Origin of the sequence: Azospirillum sp. B506 (assembly GCF_000333595.1) — a bacterium.
Lineage (GTDB): Bacteria > Pseudomonadota > Alphaproteobacteria > Azospirillales > Azospirillaceae > Azospirillum.
In genome coordinates this window covers 1-1915 of the sequence record NZ_BADK01000455.1, presented here as the reverse complement: position 1 = coordinate 1915, position 1915 = coordinate 1, and the positions used below count along the sequence as shown (strand labels likewise).

General features: G+C 69.7%; 1 protein-coding gene. It reads right to left on the bottom strand.

Annotated features, from left to right (window positions below; genetic code table 11):
• Positions 1 to 1740 (bottom strand): ABC transporter ATP-binding protein (locus tag I71_RS13755; protein ID WP_042695423.1); only part of this gene is annotated, 1740 nt, incomplete at its 3' end.
• Between the last annotated feature and the right edge of the window lie 175 nt (positions 1741 to 1915).

Here is a 1915-nt window from a genome sequence, read left to right as displayed (position 1 = left end):
CGCATACAATCCGCCAAGGGCCAGCAATTCGTCATGCCTTCCCTGCTCGACGATCCGCCCCGCATCGAGGACCATGATGCGGTCGGCCTGCCGGATGGTCGACGGCCGGTGGGCAATGACCAGGACCGCGTGATCCCGCTTTATGGTGGCGAGCGCCTTGTGAAGGGCCAGCTCGTTCTCCGGATCGAGATTTGAGGACGCCTCGTCGAGCAGCAGGATCGGCGCCCGCGTCAGCAGCGCGCGGGCAATCGCCAGACGTTGGCGCTGTCCTCCGGACAGACGCATGCCGCGCTCGCCGCAGATCGTCCGGTATCCCTCGGGAAGCCCGGCGACGACATATGCCGCCTGCGCCAATTCAACCACCCGCTCGATCTCGTCCATCGGCGCGTCCGGGGCGCCGAGGCGCAGATTGTCGGCGACGGTCTCGTTGAACAGGTGGACATCCTGCGGCACATAGGCGACGAGCCGGCGCAGGGCCTCGACCGGCAGGGTCCGGATGTCGCATCCCCCGATGCTGATCCGCCCCGATCCGACGTCCCAGAAACGCAGCAGCAGATTGGCGGCCGTGCTCTTGCCGGCCCCGGAGCGGCCGACCAGCGCCACCATCTCGCCAGGCGACAGGCTGAGGTCCAATCCGTCCAGCACGTCACGCCGCCCGTTGCCATAGCCGAAGCCGACATGCTCGAAACGGACCGTCACATCCTGTGGAACCGGCTGGCGGCCATCATCGGCGATCCGCGCCGGCTGGTGGAAAATGGTCAGCACGCGGGCGGCCCCGGCACGCAGTTCGCCCAGCTTGCGCGCCGTTTGCGTCACCTCGGCGATGGGGGTGAGCGCGCCGCCCGCCAGAACCAGGGCCAGCGGGAACAGCGCCCGGTCCAACTCCCCTCCGGCGACCAGAACGCTTCCGGCAAGCGCGGCGGTCAACACGGAGAGCGTCGTCAACCCGTCGATCGCCGCCAGTTCCAGACCGGCGCGCGATCCATAGCGGCGTTGCGCTGCGGACAGCAGCTCGGCGTGCCGCGCCAGCCGGGCCAGGGCGTCGCGTCCCCGGCCGAAGATCGTCAGCTCGCGCAACCCCTGAACGATCTCCACCGTCCGGGCATTGAGGCGGCCGAGTTCGGTCAACGCCAGCGCGCCCTGTTCCCCGGCGCGACGGGCCAGCCAATAGGGGACGCTGGCGACCAGCAGCAGGAAGGGGAGCAGTGCCGCCGCCATGACCGGGTGGATCGTCCAAAGACCCGCCAGGGCCGCGAGCGGCACCAGAAGGGCGCCGACATAGTCCGCCAGGGTATGGGCGTAGAAATGTTCCATCAACTCGGCGTCGCCGGTGGCGATGGCCGCGAGTTCGCCCGTCTGCCGCCCGAGAACGGAGTCCGGAGCCGCTCTTTCCAGCCCGTCGTAAATGCCGATCTGCAAGGTCTCGATCAGCGCGAAGGCCAGGGCGTGCGAAATGTAGGCCTGCCACCAGCGCGCCCCGGCCGCGGCCACGACGACAATGCCGAACAGCCAGAAGCCGGACATCCCGGAACCGGGACCGGGCAGCGCGGCCCCCGTCACCGCCCGGCCGACCAGCCAGGCGCCGCAGGCCATGCTGGCAAGCGTGCCGCCCTGGGCAAGGACGCCGGACAGCATCGTCAGGGCCAGCAGCCGGCGGCGGCCCTTCAGCAGCGGCAGCAGCCCGAGAAGACCGGCGGCCCGCGGTTTCGCCGCCAATCCGGAAAAGATCCTGGCAATCATGCGGCGTCTCCCTGAAGCGCTGCGAGCCGGGCATAGACGCCGCCGGTGCGTTCGAGATCGGAACGGCTGCCGTCTTCGACGAGCCGGCCACCGTCGAAGACGAGGATCCGGTCGGCATAGGGGACGGCCGACAGCCGATGGGCGATGACCAGGGTGGTGCGCCGGCCGAACGCCC